At 74.5% G+C, this 15,758-nt stretch carries 12 protein-coding genes; 7 read left to right on the top strand and 5 right to left on the bottom strand.

Annotated features, from left to right (window positions below; translation table 11 throughout):
- Nucleotides 1-2: 2 nt before the first annotated feature.
- The 3 genes from IE247_RS25645 to IE247_RS25635 form a co-directional block, all read right to left on the bottom strand.
- Entirely contained in the window at nt 3-1,022 is a 1,020-nt protein-coding gene (locus IE247_RS25645) for a helix-turn-helix domain-containing protein (RefSeq protein WP_229869348.1), read from the bottom strand.
- Between the two features lies 1 nt (nt 1,023).
- Complete coding sequence (locus IE247_RS25640) at nt 1,024-2,106, bottom strand: helix-turn-helix domain-containing protein (protein ID WP_190125637.1); 1,083 nt, start codon at nt 2,104-2,106, stop codon at nt 1,024-1,026.
- Nucleotides 2,107-2,226: 120 nt separating this feature from the next.
- Complete coding sequence (locus IE247_RS25635) at nt 2,227-4,683, bottom strand: helix-turn-helix transcriptional regulator (RefSeq protein ID WP_229869347.1); 2,457 nt, start codon at nt 4,681-4,683, stop codon at nt 2,227-2,229.
- A gap of 157 nt (nt 4,684-4,840) precedes the next feature.
- Here IE247_RS25635 and IE247_RS25630 point away from each other — a divergent pair, with 157 nt between their 5' ends.
- From IE247_RS25630 to IE247_RS25610, 5 genes are all read left to right on the top strand, one after another.
- Nucleotides 4,841-7,645: an AAA family ATPase gene (locus IE247_RS25630; protein ID WP_190125635.1), complete on the top strand. Its 2,805-nt coding sequence runs from the start codon at nt 4,841-4,843 to the stop codon at nt 7,643-7,645.
- Between the two features lie 203 nt (nt 7,646-7,848).
- Nucleotides 7,849-9,753, top strand: coding sequence for an amidohydrolase (locus IE247_RS25625; RefSeq protein WP_190125661.1), 1,905 nt, complete (start codon nt 7,849-7,851; stop codon nt 9,751-9,753).
- Nucleotides 9,754-9,816: 63 nt separating this feature from the next.
- Entirely contained in the window at nt 9,817-10,479 is a 663-nt protein-coding gene (locus tag IE247_RS25620; protein WP_190125634.1) for a hydrolase, read from the top strand.
- 40 nt (nt 10,480-10,519) lie between these two features.
- Nucleotides 10,520-11,047 (top strand): DoxX family protein, encoded by a 528-nt coding sequence (locus IE247_RS25615; RefSeq protein WP_190125633.1) that lies wholly within the window; start codon nt 10,520-10,522, stop codon nt 11,045-11,047.
- Complete coding sequence (locus tag IE247_RS25610) at nt 11,028-11,759, top strand: DUF1275 family protein (RefSeq protein WP_190125632.1); 732 nt, start codon at nt 11,028-11,030, stop codon at nt 11,757-11,759. The genes IE247_RS25615 and IE247_RS25610 overlap by 20 nt, the downstream gene beginning before the upstream one ends.
- A 75-nt stretch (nt 11,760-11,834) precedes the next feature.
- Here the strand turns inward: IE247_RS25610 and IE247_RS25605 are convergent, their stop codons facing one another.
- Complete coding sequence (locus IE247_RS25605) at nt 11,835-12,500, bottom strand: TetR/AcrR family transcriptional regulator (protein ID WP_190125631.1); 666 nt, start codon at nt 12,498-12,500, stop codon at nt 11,835-11,837.
- Between the two features lie 61 nt (nt 12,501-12,561).
- Nucleotides 12,562-13,704 carry an XdhC family protein gene (locus IE247_RS25600; RefSeq protein WP_190125630.1) on the bottom strand — a complete coding sequence of 381 codons (1,143 nt, stop codon included), beginning with the start codon at nt 13,702-13,704 and terminating at the stop codon, nt 12,562-12,564.
- Nucleotides 13,705-14,135: 431 nt separating this feature from the next.
- Between IE247_RS25600 and IE247_RS25595 the strand changes: the two genes are divergently transcribed.
- Together IE247_RS25595 and IE247_RS25590 are read left to right on the top strand one after the other, a co-directional pair.
- Nucleotides 14,136-14,786 (top strand): (2Fe-2S)-binding protein, encoded by a 651-nt coding sequence (locus IE247_RS25595; protein WP_190125629.1) that lies wholly within the window; start codon nt 14,136-14,138, stop codon nt 14,784-14,786.
- The gene (locus IE247_RS25590) at nt 14,786-15,757 is read left to right on the top strand and encodes an FAD binding domain-containing protein (protein WP_190125628.1); all 972 of its coding nucleotides are present in this window, start codon (nt 14,786-14,788) and stop codon (nt 15,755-15,757) included. The genes IE247_RS25595 and IE247_RS25590 overlap by 1 nt, the downstream gene beginning before the upstream one ends.
- Nucleotide 15,758 lies beyond the last annotated feature (1 nt).

Genomic DNA, 15,758 nt, shown 5'->3' with positions numbered 1-15,758 from the left:
CGTCAGGGCCCCACGGAGTTCTGCCGGGCACGGGCGCTCTCGCGCCATCGGCCGGGCGGCTCTCCGTACGCCGCCCGGAACGCGTCGCTGAAACGTGCCGGGCTGCTGAAACCCCATCGGGCGGCCACCGCGGCGACCGGGAGGTGGTCCCTGTCGGCACGTTCGAGCTCCGCCCGGCACTCCGACAGACGACGCCCGAGCACCCAGCGGCCGAATGTGGTGCCCTCGGCCCGGAAGAGCTTGTGGAGATAGCGCGGGGAGATGTGGTGTTCCTCGGCGAGCGCGCGGGGCGACAGCCCCGGCTCGCCGAGCCGGGCCCCCGCGGCGGTCTTGATCCGTTCGAGCAGGGAGACCTGGCCCCACCCGGCCCCCGGGCGGTCGGCCTCGGCCGCCAGGTGCGCCGCCAGCGCGGCGAGGAGACCCACGACGGTACGGGACAGCTCCTCGCTCCCGTACGGCGAATCGGCGTCGGCGGCCTCCCGCACGAGGCCGTGCACGAGCGGCAGCAGCAGTGCGGCCGACGCGCCGGACGTCTCCGTGACGGGGATCGCGGTGATGTCGCGGAGCGTCGCGTCGTCCACACGGAGCAGTTGTCGAGGCACCGTCAGGACGTGTGCCCGCTGGGGCTCCGGCAGTGCCAGGGCGAACGGCCGGGCCGCGTCGTGGAAGGCCAGGGCGCCCGGCGTCAGATGCGCGGTCCGGCCGTCCTGGACGAGGCGGACCGATCCCTCCAGCTGCGTTCGGGCGAAGACGTACGTCCGGCCGTCCGCCGCCACGCTGTCGGGTGTGCGTCGGACGCGGGCCGGTCCGGACATGTCGGCAGTGATCCGGAGTGTGCCCGTCCAGTGTGCGGTGAGTGAGCCGGACCACGCCTCAGGAGCCGCGCCGATGGCCGCTTCCACCGTGACGTAACACTGCGACAGGGCTCGCTGCCAGGCGGCGGCCCGCTCCTTGGGCGGCATCGTCCCGGTCGAGAAGGCCAGGTGCGGCGGCCCGGGCGGCGGGTGGGGATGTCCGGCCATGTCACCGGGGTCCCGGGAACGAGTACCGGACCCGTTCGCCCCGCAGCCATGCGGTGGGTGACATGCCGTACTCCCTTCGGAAGGCCCGCGTGAAGTGGGCCGCGCCGGTGAAGCCCCAGCGGCGCGCGACCGCCCCCAGGGTCGTGCGGGCGTCCGGGGTCGCTCCTGGGCCCAGGGCGGCGGCGGCCAGTTCGCGTCGGCACTCCTGGAGGCGGAGTTCGCGGATCCAGCGGCCCATCGAGGTGCCTTCCGCCTGGAACAGACGGTGCAGGTAACGGACCGAGATGCCGTGGGCCCGGGCGACGGTCCCGGGGGTGAGGTCGGGGGACGCGAGGTGCCAGCGGATGAACCGCCGCACGCGCAGCAGCAGGACCCGCTCGGCGCCGGGCGGTTCCTCCGCTCTCCCGCCCAGTCGCCAGGCCGCCACGGCGGACAGCAGGTCCACGGCGCTGTCGGCGAGTTGTCCGGCGATCGGCTGCCGGTATGTCTGCGGGGAGTTCGCGAGGCGGGCCAGAAAGGGCGAGAGGAGGGCGGCGGGTCCCCGCTCCGGTCGCAGGGGCCGGGCCGTGATCCGGTGGAGCTCGGCCTCGGACAGGCCCAGCCGGTCGCGGGACACGGCGAAGACATCCAGCCGGAAGCGGTAAGGGAAGTGGGTCCGGAACGGGCGGGCGGTCTCGAAGAACGCGACGTCGCCGGGGCGCATCTCCAGGGTGCGGCCGTCCTGTTCCGCATGGGCGCGGCCACTGGCGAGCACGGCGGCGAAGACCTCCCGGCCGTCGCCCCGGGCGATGCGCTCGGGCGACCGGTGGGCCGTGCCGGGGCCGCACTCGACCGTGGTGATCCGTAAGGCCCCGAGCCGGTCGACGCGCATCTCGGCGTCGCAGGTGCCGTCGTCCGTGACGAGGTCCATGCCCACGAGCTGCGCGAGGACGGTCTCGTGCCAGTGGTCGAGACTCTTGTGAAGGGGGACGGTCCGGGTCGACAGCACGCGTCCCTCCGGCGGTACGCGTCCCTCCGGCGGTACGGCGGCCGTGCCCCACCGATGGCCCTCGCTCCCGGGAGGCAGCCTGATTTCGCTCGACATGGCGTCAGCCTGCCGTCGTCCCCCGGGCCCACGCATCAGTCGGTCGACTGGTCCGCCGCCGGGCCGACGGCCGGCGGCCGGCGGGCCGCCCGGCGTTCGCGCGGTCGTTCCGCTCACGCGTCAGGTCCCGCTCAGCACGTCCCGCAGTTGGCGGCGGCTGCTGATGCCCAGCTTGGGATAGACCTGGTAGAGATGCGAGCCCACGGTGCGCGGCGACAGGAAGAGCCGCTCGCCGATCTCCCGGTTCGTGAGTCCGCCCGCGGCGAGGCGGGCGATCCGCTCCTGCTGGGGGGTCAGTTCGTCCAGCCGGGGCACCGGGGCGAGGACCCCGGCGGCCTCCGCCGCGCCCGCCGCCCGCAGTTCGCCCCGTGCCGTCCCGGCCAGACCCCGGGCGCCGAGGCGTACGGCGGCCTCCAGGGCGGCGGCGAGCTGGGTACGAGCCTCCAGGGGGCGTCGCCGCCGCCGCAGCCACACCGCGTAGTGGAGCCGGGTCCGGGCGCGCTCCAGCGGCCAGGTCTCCCCCGCCGTGCCGGCCAGAGCAAGGCGGAAGTGGGCTTCCGGGTCGCCCCGTTCCTCGACGAGCGCGGCCGCGTGGTGCGTCAGGAGGGACATCCGGGAGGTCGGCCGGTCCCCGAGTCCTTCGCGTACCCCGGCAAGCACCCGCGCCGCCGCCGCGCGGCGGCCGGCCCGCGCGGCGGACTCGGCCAGCTCGGCGATCGCCCGGGGGGCCACAGAGGCGTCGAGCGGCGCGCCGTCCTCTCCGTACAGGGCACGAAAATGCCGGTAAGCACCGTCGGAGTCCCCCAGGGACAGTGCGGACAGACCGCAGGCGCGCAGCATCCTGGCCCTGGTCGCCCGGTTCTCGTCCAGGCTGACGGAACGCCAGTGGGGCCCTGTGAACAGCACACGGGAGGCAGTCGGCCGCTGCGGCGGCCGCGGATCGTACGTGAGCGCGGCCGGGACCGGGTCTGGGTCCGGGTCGCCGCGCAGCGCTCGCAGGGTCACCGTGAGCGCCTCCAGGTCCATGTCGAGGCGGGGCAGCCGGTGCACGGCGGCGACGGAGCGGCCGTCCGCGGCGAGCGCCTCGGCCTCCGCCCAACGGCCCAGGGCGATCAGGGTGTCCACCTGGGCGGGGAGTTCCCACAGCGTCGGGCCGAGCGCTCCTCGCGCCCCGCGCGGGCCGCTCGCCCGCCGGTACAGTTCCGCGCACAGCTCCGACCGGTCGGTGTGGTACGCCACCGAGGCGGCGGTCAGCAACCGGGCGGCCTCCCGGGTGGCAGCGTGGCCGGACGACTCCGTACCGGTGCCGGAGAGCGCTCCCGAGGGTCCCGTCGGCGGGGCGCACAGGGCGACGAGGGCTCCGGACCCCGCGAGTTCGGGGTTCCGCTCTTCCGCCGGTCCGGTGACGGCGGTGTCCGCGCCGTCCGCCGTCGGACCGGCCGCCGCCGGGCGTCCCTTCCGCGGGCCGGCCTTCCGCGACATCCGGTCGGCGTGGGCGAGCAGCCGCGGCAGCGCTCGGCGGTGGTCGGCCAGACCCGATTGCCGTGAGACCGAAGCGGCCAGCGCGGCCAGCGCGAAGGAGGTGGCGGCCGTGCTCGGCGGCGACTGCCGAAAGGCGTCGAGCAGAAGACCGAACGCCTCGCGCTGGAAGGAGAGCAGGGAGAGCGCGCCCGCCATGGCGCAGGCGGCGACGCAGCGCTGCTCCGGGTCGTGGTTCACCCCGCTGAAGCGCTCGTACAGGTCGCGTACCCACTCCGGGTTCCCCAGACAGCTCGCGGCGGCCAGCGCGCCGGCGAGCCGGCGGGCCCGGTCCGGGTCGCGGACACTGAGCCGTGCCGCCTGCTCCAGGGCCCTCGCGGCAGCGAAGAGGTCACCGGTCAGGCGGTGTCCGGCCGCGGCGGCGTCGAGGGCTTCCGCCACTGTCTCGTCCGGCCCGATCGACGCCTCCGCCAGATGCCGGGCGCGGCTCGCCGGGCTCTGGTCCGATGCCGCCGCCAGGTCGCGATGAGCTCGCTGACGCGCCCCGGCCGACGGACCGTGGAACGCCGCCGCACGGATCAGCGGACGGCCGAACGCCAGGCGGCCGTCGGCGACGGTGATCAGGCCGCTCTCCTCCGCCGGATCCCACACCGAGAGGTCGTCGGAGTCCAGCGCGGCCATCACCGTGCGGAGTTCGTCGTCGGGCCAGGCCGCGGCGGCGTACAGCAGAGCTCGCCGGGTCGCCTCCGGCAGGGCCCCCAGATGCTCCCGGTACGCGCCTCGGACACGCGGCGTGGACCGGAGGGAGGGTCCCCTCCCGGACATGCTCCCGCTCACGAGGGCCGCGTCCGCCAGGACGGGGGGACACGTCCGGGAGAGCTCGACGATCGTCAGTGGATCGCCCTCCGCCTGCCGGAGCACGTCGAGCCGGGCACGTCCCGAAGGGCCGCCGCCCGGCTGGGCGTCGAGGAGCAGCGCGGCGACGCCGAGGGACACCGGCCCGGGCGGGAGCCCGGGCGGGCGGGCCGAGGACTCGGCCGCCGCCGGAACGTCGCGGGGCACGGCCGGTGCCGGACGAGGCTGCTCGAACGCTGACATCGCACTCCGGCTTCCAGGGGGTTCGGTGCCTCCGCGCTCCGGGGGGCTCTCCGCACTGACGAGCAGGCTGTCAGCCGGCCGTGGGCGCCCGCTTCTGTCACATGACCGGTCAAGGAGCCCGGCAGGGCTGACATCATGGGTTCCGGGAGGGGCGATCATGGAAACCGGTGCGCACACCGCTCACCAGGACGAGGAGTTGCGGGGCAGGGACCGCGAGCTGGAGGCGATCCGCCGGCTCCTCGCCGCCGCCGGGGCGGGGAGTGGAAAATCCGTCGTCACCGGTCCGAATGTTCTCGTCCTGACCGGAGACCCCGGGGTGGGAAAGACCGCCCTCGTGACGCGCTCCGGGGCCGAGGCCGGGGCACGCGGCTGGAGAGTGCTGCGGGCGCGGGGCTCGGAGCGCGAACACGATCTGGCCTTCGCCGGGGTCCACCAGCTGTTGCGCCCGGTCCTCACCGCTGTCGACGGCCTGCCCCCTCGACAGCGTGACGCCCTGCGGAGCGCGTTCGGCACGGCCGCCGACGACGGGCGGGAGCCGCCCGATCCGCTGATGATCAGGATGGGCGTGCTCACGATGCTCTCGGACGTGGCGGCCGTACGGCCCCTGTTCGTCACCGTGGACGACGCCCAGTGGCTGGATGTCGGCTCGCTCGATGTGCTCGCGTTCGTCGCCCGCCGCCTGGAGGGCGAACGGATCGCCCTGCTGATCACGGCGCGGGAGGAGGCGGTGCCGACTCGCTTCGACCGTGACTTCGCGCATCTGACGGTCGGCCCGCTGGACCGGGTCGCGGCCGGACTGCTGCTGGACGCTCAGCCGTACCGCCCGCGGGGCAGGGTCCGGACCCTCGTTCTGGAGCAGGCCGCCGGCAATCCGCTGGCCCTTGTCGAACTGGCCCGTGTCTCCGCCGCGTCCACGGCCGGCGGCGGCTTCGAATCCCTCGGCGTGCTGCCTCTCACCGAGCGGCTGGAGCGGCTCTTCGCCGCCGGTCTGCCCCTCCTTCCCGAGGCGACCCGGCGCGCACTGCTCCTGGCGGCGGCGGCCGGTACGGACACCCCGGTGGAGGCATGGCAGGCCACTCGGCTCGCGGACGACGACGCCCGGGTGTGGCTGCCCGCGGAAGAGGCCGGACTGGTACGGGTGGAGAGCGGCCGGGTCCGCGTCCGCCATCCTCTCGTCCGCTCCGCGGTCTACCAGAGCGCCTCGTTCACCGACCGGCGCACGGCCCATCTGGCCCTCGCGAAGGCCCACGCCGGTGAACCCGACCGGCGCGCCTGGCATCTGGCCGCGGCCGCGCCCGGGCCGGACGAGGATGTCGCGGCGGCCCTCGCGGAGAGCGCCGAACGCCATCGGCGCCGGGGAGGATACGGGGCCGCCGCCAAGGCCCTGGAACGGGCCGCCGACCTCACCCCCGACACCGGGCGACGCGCCGGGCGGCTGCTCTCCGCGGCCTCGTACGCCATGCTGGCCGGGCATCCCCAGTGGGTCGGCGAGATCACCGGCCGGGTCGGCCGTCTCACGGACGACGCCCGGACGCGCTCCGAGGCGGAGCTGCTCGGCGGCTGGTCACTGGCGGTCACCCTGCGGCACGACGACTCGCTCGGCCTGCTGCTGCGTGTGGCGGAGACGATGGCCGCGGTCGAGCCGGAGCTGGCGCTGAACGCCCTGAGCACCGGCGCGACCCCGGCGTACGGCTCCGGCGACCCGTTCCACCGCGCCGAGCTGCGCCGGATCGGCCGGCTGATACCGCCGCAACCGGATCACAGCGGGGGTCTGTGGTCGCGGCTGGTCGCGGATCCGTTCGCGGAGCGGGAGGCGGCCGTCGGGCGGCTGAACGGTCTGGTGGACGCCCTGCGGGAGGACTCCCTTCCCGATGCGGTCGTCCTCGGCCTCTGCGCCTGGATCCTGGACGAGACCGGGACCGCCGTTCGCCTCCTGGGCCGGGCCCGGGACCACCATCGCCGCGCCGCCACGGCCGGCACCAACTGCGGCGTCGCACAGAGCCTCGCCCTGGCCCTGTTCGAGAGCGGGGCGTGGACGGCGGCCGAGACCGCCGCCGCGGACGCCCTGTGCATGGCCAGGGAGGCCGGCGCGGACAACGTCGCCGTGGGCGCCCCGGTCCTCCAGGCCACCCTGCGGGCCGTTCGCGGCGACCACGCCGGGGCCCGGTCCCGCGCCGCCGACGCCGTGCGCGGCGTCGACCTGCGCGGCTCCCGCGGCCTCTATGTGCGGCACTGCCACGCCCTCGGCCTCGCGGCCGTCGCGTCAGGCGACCACCGGGCGGCGTACGAGCATCTGCGCAGGGTGTTCACCCGGGACTTCCGCCCCGCCCCCGTCCATCACCATGCTTCGTACTACTGCCTCGCGGACCTGGCCGCGGCCGCCGTCCGAGCCGGCCGCCAGGATGACGCCCGGGCCGTACTCGACGCCGCGAGGGCCTCCCTGGGCCGCCCCGGATCGGCCCGGCTCACCTCCGTCGTACACCGGGCCGCGGCGCTGCTGAGCGGCTCCGGTGAGGCGGAGCCGCACTTCCGCGCATCGCTCGCCGACCCGAAGGCGTCCCGGTGGCCCTTCGAGCACGCTCTCGCCCAGCTCGACTTCGGCGAGTGGCTGCGACGGCACCGCAGATCCGCCGAGGCCCGCCCCTTCCTCGCCACGGCTCTGGAGATCTTCGAACGGCTCGATGCCCGTCCGTGGACGGAGCGCGCGACCTCCGAACTCCGGGCGGCGGGCGTGTCCGTCGCCGATGCCGTCCCGCTCCCGGCCGCCGCCGAGCTGACCCCGCAGGAACTGCGCATCGCGCGGTTGGCGGCGGAGGGGCTGACCAACCGGGACATCGCCGTCCGGCTGTATCTGTCCCCGCGAACCGTCGGATTCCACCTGGGCAAGGTCTTCCCCAAGCTCGGTGTCACGGGCCGCGCCCAACTGCGCGACGTACTGGACCGGTTGCCCCGGCGGAGCTGAGGACGCCTGCCGGGCGGCGGGCACCGTGGGCGGTGAGGGCGGCGAGGGGCCGTGCGCTGCCGGGCCGGTGCCGGTGCGCTGTCGGGGAAGTCCGGTGCCGAGTACCGGCCTAGCGTGGCGGTGAAGCGGATCGAGGGCCCTTCGCCGAGGCCCTTGGTGCGCGCCGCATCCATGTCGCAGGAGGTTCGCGGAAGGTGTCCACGATGCCGGTCGGTGGTCTGGTGCCCCGGCCCACCAGCGAGAACGCGGCGGACCTCGTCGTCCGCAACGCGAAGATCCATACGGGGGACACGCGCCGCCCCGTCGCCCAGGCGGTCGCCGTCCGCGCCGGGCGCGTCCTCGCCGTCGGCGACGACCACGACATGGCCGATCACGTCGGCCCCGTGACCCGAGTCGTCGACGCGCTCGGCCGCCGCATGGTGCCAGGCCTCAACGACTCCCATCTCCACGTCATCCGCGGCGGCCTCAACTACGTCCTCGAACTGCGCTGGGACGGGGTGCGCGGTCTGCGCGAGGGCCTCGCCATGCTGCGGGAACAGGCCGCCCGGACACCCAAGGGGCAGTGGGTGCGCGTGGTGGGCGGCTGGTCGGCCGAGCAGTTCGCGGAAGGCCGGCTGCCGACCGTCGCCGAGCTGAACGCCGCCGCCCCGGACACCCCGGTGTTCGTGCTGCACCTGTACCAGTCGGCGGTGCTCAACCGGGCCGCGCTGAAGGCCGCCGGCATCGCCCGGGACACTCCCGATCCCCAGGGCGGTCAGATCGTGCGGGGCCGGGACGGCGAGCCGACCGGCATGCTCCTCGCGGCGCCCAGCGCCCTGATCCTCTACTCGACCCTGGCGAAGGCTCCGGCCCTCGAAGGCAAGGACAAGAAGACGTCGACCCGGCACTTCCTGCGCGAACTCAACCGCTTCGGGCTGACCTCGGCGATCGACGCGGCCGGCGGCTTCCAGAACTTCCCCGAGAACTACGCCGCGGTCGTGGACCTCGCCCGTGCCGGACAGCTGACGGTACGCATCGCCTACCACCTCTTCCCGCAGACGGCGGGCCAGGAGCTCGCCGACCTCACGCGCTGGATCGAGACCACCCGCCCGGGGGACGGCGACGAGTGGCTACGGCTCAACGGCGCGGGTGAGAATCTGACCTGGGCCGCGGCGGACTTCGAGAACTTCGCCCAGCCCCGCCCCGAACTCAGCCCCGGCTACGAGCGGGAGTTCGAGAAGGCCGTGCGTCTCCTCATGGAGAACGGCTGGGGATTCCGGCTGCACGCCACCTACGACGAGACCATCCGCCGCGATCTCGCCGTCTTCGAACGGCTGGCCACCGAGGGCCTGTTCCCCGCGGGCAACCGCTGGCTCTTCGACCACGCCGAGACCGTCACCGCGCGGAGCCTCGACCGCATCGCCGCCCTCGGCGGCGCCGTGTCCGTACAGAACAGGCTGTCGTTCCAGGGTGGGGCCTTCGTACGCCGTTACGGCGTCGGCGCCGCCGCCGACGCGCCTCCCGTCCGGGCCATGCTGGAGCGGGGCCTGACCGTCGGCGCGGGCACCGACGCCACCCGCGTCTCCACGTACAACCCCTGGGTCGCACTCCACTGGCTGGTGTCCGGCCGCACCGTCGGCGATCTTCTCCTCCGCCCGCCGTCCAACCTGGTCGACCGCGACACCGCGCTCGCGATGTTCACCACCGCGGGTGCGGAGCTCACCGGCGAACAAGGCCTGAAGGGCATTCTGCGCGCGGGATTCCTCGGCGACTTCGCCCTCCTCTCCGAGGACTATTTCACCGTGCCGGAGAACGAGATCCCGCACATCGAGTCCCTGCTCACCGTCGTCGGCGGGCGCATCGTGTACGCCACCGGCGAGTACGAGGGCCTCGACGAGGAACTGCCGCCCGTGAGCCCCGTCTGGAGCCCGGTCGCGCACTTCGGCGGATACCGGTCGGCCGAGCCGGCGCTTCACGGTGGCGTACGCCAGGCCGAGGCGATCGGCGAGGCCTGCGGCGAGTCCGGCGAACACCTGCGATGGCGGGTCAGCCGAGACCTCGCCCGCCGGCCCGGGGACGCGGGGGACGCCTATGGAGGCGGGGGCTTCGACGCCTGCGCCTCCTTCTGAAACCACCGCACCGAAGCCACACCGACGCCCGTCCGTGTCAACCGATGAAAGGCAGTCACTCCGATGGTCGACATCGCCCAGGTCACCGCAGCGCCCAGCCCTGACCTGCTCACCCCCGACAACTGCGCCGTCCTCTTCGTGGACCACCAGCCGCAGATGTTCTTCGGCACCGGCAGCGGCGACCGCACCGCCATCATCAACTCCACCGTGGGTCTGGCGAAGGCCGCCCGGGTCTTCAACGTGCCGGTCGTACTGAGCACCGTCGCCGCCGAGTCCTTCTCCGGGCCGATCCTGCCGCAGCTCGCCGCCGTCTTCCCCGGGCAGAGCATCGTCGACCGCACCTCGATGAACGCCTGGGAGGACACGGCCTTCGTCGAGGCCGTGAAGGCGACCGGCCGCGAGAAGCTCGTCATCGCCGGCCTGTGGACCGAGGTCTGCGTGGTCCTGCCCGCGCTGTCCGCCATCGCCCAGGGCTACGAGGTGTACGTGGTGACCGACGCGTCCGGCGGCGTCAGCCCGCAGGCGCACGAGCACGCCGTGCAGCGCATGCTCCTGGGCGGCGCGATCCCGGTGACCTGGATCCAGGTGCTCCTGGAGCTCCAGCGCGACTGGGCCCGCACCGGGACGTACGCCGCCACCTCCGAGGTGGTCAAGGAGCACGCCGGCGCCTACGGCCTCGGTGTCGTGTACGCGCAGGCCGTCATCGGCGCCCACGCGGCCGGCTGACAGCCCGAAGACGGACGGGGACGGAGCGGACGGGAATGTGATGGACACCGGGCTGTTGGTCCTCCGGCTGGTGGCGGGACTCCTCGTCGCCGGGCACGGAGTGCAGAAGGTCAGCTTCCGGCTGGGCGGCGAGGGCCTGGCCGGAGGAGTCGAGGAATTCCGGCGGGACGGGTTCCGCGGCGGCAGGCTCACCGCGCTCGCGGCGGGCGGCGGCCAGATCGGCGCCGGCCTGTTCCTGGCCGCGGGGCTGCTCACTCCCCCGGCGGCGGCGGTCGCCGCGGGAGTGATGACGGTGGCCGTCACCGTCAAGTGGCGCAACGGGCTGTGGGTGCGGCACGACGGGTACGAGTACCCCCTCTTCCTCGTCGTCGTGGCCGGGGTGCTCGCGCTCACCGGCCCCGGCCGCTGGTCGGCGGACCACGCGCTCGGGCTGACCCCCTGGCCCGGGTGGATCCCCGTCACCGCCCTCGTCGTCGGCCCCGTCAGCGGGCTGCTCACACGGGCGGTGCTGCACCGCGTCCCCTCAGCCGCGGAAGGAGCGGCCGGGAATGCGCGCACTGCTGGTTGACGCGGCTCGCACACTGGTCCCCCCGAAGGGGGACCGGCACGGCCCGCTGCCGCCGCTGCTGCTCGTCCTCACCGTCGTGACGGGACTGGTGGACGCGGTGAGCTATCTGGCGCTCGGGCACGTCTTCGTCGCCAATATGACGGGCAACGTGGTGTTCCTCGCCTTCGCCCTCGCGGGCGCGGACGGCCTGTCGGCCCTCGCCTCCGCCGTCTCCCTCGCGGCCTTCCTCGCCGGAGCGCTGGCCGGCGGCCGCTTCGGTGTCCGCTTCGCCGCGCACCGGGGCCGGCTGCTCGCCCGGGCCATGACCGTACAGACAGTGCTGTTCGCGGCGGCCCTGGGCACGACCGCCGCGGCCCACGACTCGGCGGGCGGCGGCGTCCGGTACGCCCTGATCGTGCTCCTCGGCCTCGCGATGGGGCTGCAGAACGCGGTAGCCCGGCGGCTCGGCGTCCCGGACCTGACGACGACCGTGCTCACCCTCACCCTGACCGGGCTCGCCGCCGACTCCGGCCCGGCCGGCGGGGCGGCGCCCAGCCCCGGCCGGCGGATCCTGTCCGTGCTGGCGATGTTCCTCGGCGCCCTGGCCGGAGCCGCCCTCTTGAAGGCCGGGCTCTCCCTCGTCCTGGGCGTGGCGCTGAGCCTGCTCGCCGGGGGCGTGCTGGTGCTGTGGCGGCTCTCGTCCCCGGGCGCGAACTGGGCGGCGGCCCCATAAAGATGAGTTCCCCGCCCGCGCGCCCTCCGCGGCAGACCTGCGGCACCCCGGCACCCCGGTGCCCGGGCCGCCCCGCTACGCCTCTCCTCGCGACGTCGCCGAGGCTCCGGTCAGCAGCAGGGTCACGAGCCGCGCGAGCCGGGGGACGAATTCGGAGGCCATGTGGGCGAGGAGCGGGTCTTCGGCATAGAGGCGGGCGAGGGTTTCCGGGGGGTTCGAGGTCTGCCACTGCTGGGCCGCCATCGCGGTCGTCGCCGCGATCATGTCGACCGCCTGCCCTCGGTCCATCCAGGGCAGGGCTGTGGTCAGGGCCCGGGCGACACGGTCGACGGCGTCGAGGGTCGTGACCTTGAAGTCGCGGACCTGCTGCCGGGTCACCCCGCGTTCGAGGTTGAGCTGTGCGTGTCCCAGCAGGTCGCAGAAGAGGGGGCGGTCCCCGAGCGTGGCGGCGAGGGCGGTCGCGACCGTGCGGGGGTCCTCGGGTCCCCGCAGCGCCTCGCCGACCGCGTCGGCCCAGTCCTGCCAGCCCTCCGCGGTCAGCAGAAGGAAGACGGCCTCCCGGGACGCGAAGTACCTCAGCACGGCCGACTTGTGGACGCCTGCCCCGGCGGCGATGTCGGTGAGGGTGACCGGCCGAACGCCGTCACGCCGCCCCAGCTCGGCGGCGGCCCGCAGGATGTCCTGCCGTCGCCGCTCCTTGTGCTCCGGGCTGCGGGCGCGCAGGAACGGCGGAGTGGTCATGCGGGCACTGTAACGCGGCGGGCCGTACCGGATGACGGAGCCGGTGAACTGACGCCCCGGGTCAGGAGGACCGGGTCGAGGCGGTCCGGCGGGGCTGCGGGTGGATGGGGGTGCGGGCCCCGGTGAGGGGGCGGCCGCCGCCGCCCCGCCCATGGGCGATGATCTCCGAAGCGATCGACACGGCCACCTCCTCCGGCGTGCGCGCGCCCAGATCCAGCCCGATGGGTGACCGCAGCCGTGCCAGTTCCCGCTCCGGGACGCCCGCCTCGCGCAACCGGCGGTTCCGCTCCTCGTGGGTCCGCCGCGACCCCATCGCCCCCACATAGGCGACCGGCAGCCGCAGGGCCAGCCGCAGCAGCGGCACGTCGAACTTCGCGTCATGGGTCAGCACGCACAGCACGGTCCGGCTGTCCACGTCCGTACGTTCCAGATAGCGGTGCGGCCACTCCACCACCACGTCGTCCGCCGCCGGGAACCGGGCTCTCGTCGCGAACACCGGCCGGGCGTCGCACACCGTCACGCGGTAGCCGAGGAACTTCCCCATCCGCACCAGCGCCGCCGCGAAGTCGATCGCGCCGAACACCACCATCCGGGGCGCGGGCACCGACGTCTCCACCAGCAGGGTCAGCGGCTCGCCGCACCGCGACCCGCCCGCACCCACCTCGGCCGTTCCCGTCCGCCCCGCGCCGAGGAACGCCAGCGCCTCCCCCACGACCGTGCGCTCCAGCTCCTCGTCCCCCGCGAAACCGCCCACCCTGGCCCCGTCCGACCACACCGTCATCACGCTGCCGATCAGTGGGGCGGGCCCGTCGACGACCCGGACAAGCGCGGCCGGCTCGCCCTCGGCCGCGGCCCGCAGCGCCGCCGCGAACGCCTCCCGGCCCGGGGTGTCGGCGCGGACCGGGGTGATCAGGATGTCGATCACGCCTCCGCAGGTCAGACCTACCGCGAACGCGTCCTCGTCGCTGTGTCCGAATCGCTCCAGAAGCGGTCGCCCCTCGTCCAGCGCCTGTCGGCACAGTTCGTAGACCGCACCCTCCACGCACCCGCCCGACACCGAACCGACGGCGGTCCCTTCGGTGTCCACGGCCAGGGCCGCGCCCGGCTGCCGGGGCGCGCTGCCGCCCACGGCCACCACCGTCGCCACGGCGAAGTCGCGGCCCCGGCCGACCCATCGGTGCAACTCGTCGGCGATGTCCAGCATCTCGGTCTCCTGACACGGACGGGAGGGCGAGCGAACAGACCGCCCATGAGGACGCGGGGCCGAGCGGCGGCCACGAGAGCATGCTAGCGAAACAGTGTTGCATTATCCGCGGAGGCCGATGGCCGCGCGACTCCGTGCGAACGCCGCCGCCCCCGGCTCCGAAAGGCCGTGCCCGAGCGCGTTCACCCGTTCGGGGGCCACGATCCGTACGAAGAGCCGCCGGCCGCCAGGAGGGCGGGACGAGCCGCCGACCCGGCCGGGACCGACATCCTTGGCCCCCGGCACAGACCGGGGACGTCAGCGCGCGCCCCGCGCACATGGAGCCCCTACGGGCGCGACCGTGACACTGAGTACGTCGGTGAGCGGGCGCGCCGCCCGGCGAACGTCGGCGCGGCCCGTCGCTCCCTGCCCCGGAGAGAGGCGGATCCACGATGTCCCCCGAGCCCGAACGCCCGCCCCGCCCCGCCCGGGTGTCGAGGCGAGGCTTCATCGGCCGTACCACCGCGGCGAGCCTCGGTGCCGGAGCGCTGCCGCGGCCGGACCAGGCGACCGCCGCTGCCGCTGCCGCGGCCGCGGCCGGGGCGCCCGGGCAGCCTCTCCCGGGGCCGCCCGGGACCGAGGTCACCCTGCGGGTGAACGGCGCCGAGCACCGGGTGGGCGTCGACAACCGCGCCACGCTCCTGGACACCCTGCGCGAGAGACTGCGGATCACCGGCCCCAAGAAGGGGTGCGACCGCGGTCAGTGCGGGGCCTGCACGGTGCACATCGACGGCAGGACCGCGCTGTCCTGTCTGACGCTCGCCGTCGCGGCCCACGAGCGCGAGGTCACCACGGTGGAAGGGCTCGCGGACGGCGACGTACCGCACCCGGTGCAGCGGGCGTTCATAAAGGCCGACGCCTTCCAGTGCGGCTTCTGCACCCCGGGCCAGATCATGTCCGCGGTGGCGCTCGTCGAGCACGGGCCGGTGGGGTCGGACGACGCCATCCGCGAGTTCATGTCGGGCAACCTCTGCCGCTGCGCGGCCTATCCCCACATCGTGCGAGCCGTCCGGCAGGCCGGCTCCACCGGGAGGAAGCGGTAATGCGCGGCTTCGAGTGGACCGAGCCCGACACCATCACCGGCGCTCTCGACGCGGCCGGTGGGCAGGCCGCCTTCCTCGCCGGCGGTACGACTCTGATCGACCTGATGAAACTCCAGGTCATGCGGCCCTCACGAGTGGTGGGCATCAACCGGCTGCCGCTGACCGGGATCCGCGTAGACGCCAAGGGCCTGCACATCGGCGCGCTGACCCGGATGAGTGACGTCGCCGAACACCCCGAGGTCGCACACGCCTACCCGGTCATCGCGCAGGCACTGCTCCTGAGCGCCTCACAGCAGCTCAGGAATATGGCGAGCATGGGCGGGAACCTCCTCCAGCGCACCCGCTGCACCTATTTCCGGGACATCGCCGAACCCTGCGACAAGCGGGACCCCGGCAGCGGATGCGCGGCCGTCGGGGGATTCAACCGCGCCCACGCCGTACTCGGCACCAGCCCCCACTGCTCGGCGACGCACGCCAGTGACGTGGCCGTCGCCCTGGTCGCCCTCGGCGCCACGGTGGATCTGCGCGATGCGAGCGGAACCCGGACCGTGGACCTCGACTCCTTCTACCGGCTGCCCGGCGGGACCCCGCACATCGAGAACGCGCTGCGCCCCGGCGAGCTGATCACCCGGATCAGCGTTCCGCGGCTGCCCTGGGCCCGGAACTCCGCCTATCTGAAGATCCGCGACCGGCAGTCGTACGAGTTCGCGCTCGCCTCCGCCGCCGTGGCACTCCAGGTGCGCGGCCGGCGCATCGAGGACGCCCGGGTGGCCGTCGGCGGCGTCGCCACCGTGCCCTGGCGGCTGCCCGGGGTGGAGGCCGCGCTGAGGGGCCGCCCCCCGGGGCTGCGGACCTTCGAACACGCGACCGCCGACGCGGCGGACGGCGCCCGCCCGCTGACCCACAACGCCTTCAAGATCCCCCTGCTGCGCCGGACCCTGGTCCGGGCCCTCATGAGCCTGGAGCCATGAC

The organism is Streptomyces inusitatus, assembly GCF_014651115.1.
Taxonomy (GTDB): Bacteria; Actinomycetota; Actinomycetes; order Streptomycetales; family Streptomycetaceae; genus Streptomyces; species Streptomyces amakusaensis.
This window is presented reverse-complemented; position numbering and strand designations above follow the sequence as displayed.